Raw genomic sequence first — 1021 nt, 5'->3', positions numbered from 1 at the left:
CGTTGAGTGGTCACTTTTTGTCCTTAATTGGTGTTGGTGAGGGATGCGATGAGGTCGCGGACGCGGCGCTCGATGTCGTCGCGGATGGCGCGGACGCCATCTTCGGATGCGAGCGCTGGGTCGCCGAGCGGCCAATCCTCGTAGTTGNGTCGCCGCAGCCCATCGTGACGACGACATCCGCCGCGCGGACCGCGTCGTCAGTGAGCGGCTTCGGGAAGGCTTTACCGGCGAGCTCTTCGCCTTCGATCTCGACGAGGAGCGACCGGACGTGCGGATGCACCTCGGCGGCCGGCGATGAACCCGCGGAGCGGGCGACGACCTTGCCTTCACCCAGCTTGTTGACGAGGGCGGCGGCGAGTTGCGACCGCCCTGCGTTCGCGACGCAGACGAACAGCACCTGCGGCAGGTCGGCGTGATGGTCGCGCGTGTAGTCGGTGAGCCGCTGTCGGGCGAATCGCTCGGTCAGTGGAATGAGGTGTTGGGTGAAGCGTGCCGACCGCACGAGGTCGGCGTAGGACTCGCGCACCATCGTGGTGACGAACTCGGGATTGAGCTGGTCGAACGACTCGACGAGCTCTTGCGCGAGCGACTCGACCCGCGCATCCATATGGCGGAGTGTTTNGACGCGCTCGGCGCGCTCCTCGGGGCCGTAGGAGATCATCGACGCCGCGAAGGTGTCGAGGAGTGAGGCGACCGCGACGCGCCGCTCGGGGGCAACGCGGTAGTACACCCAGGTGCCGCGGCGCTCGGACTGCAGCAGCCCAGCGTCCTTCAGCTTCTTCAGGTGGTGGGAGATCGTCGGCTGGGAGACATCGGCGAGGTCGGTGAGGTCGCAGNCGGTGGCGATCGCCGAGAGCATCCGAAGCCTGAGCGGATCGGACAGCGACTTCAACATTTCAGCGAGGTCGTTGGCGGTGTCTTCGCCAATTGCCGTCACTTCGACGGGTGAGCAGGCGGGGTCGGATGTGGTGGTCATGTTGTCGACTCCTGATACGGATCAGTCTTGAACCAGGCGCGGGCG

Annotated in this window: 1 pseudogene; it reads right to left on the bottom strand. The window is 65.9% G+C overall.

Features of this window, described 5'->3' with window-relative positions:
- Window positions 1-23: 23 nt before the first annotated feature.
- Window positions 24-976, bottom strand: a pseudogene (locus ID132_RS08180) (metalloregulator ArsR/SmtB family transcription factor).
- Window positions 977-1021 lie beyond the last annotated feature (45 nt).

The sequence above is a fragment of the Gulosibacter sediminis genome (assembly GCF_014904065.1).
Taxonomy (GTDB): domain Bacteria; phylum Actinomycetota; class Actinomycetes; order Actinomycetales; family Microbacteriaceae; genus Gulosibacter; species Gulosibacter sediminis.
Note: the sequence above shows the minus strand (reverse complement) of the source record. Positions and strands in the feature narration are given on the sequence as shown.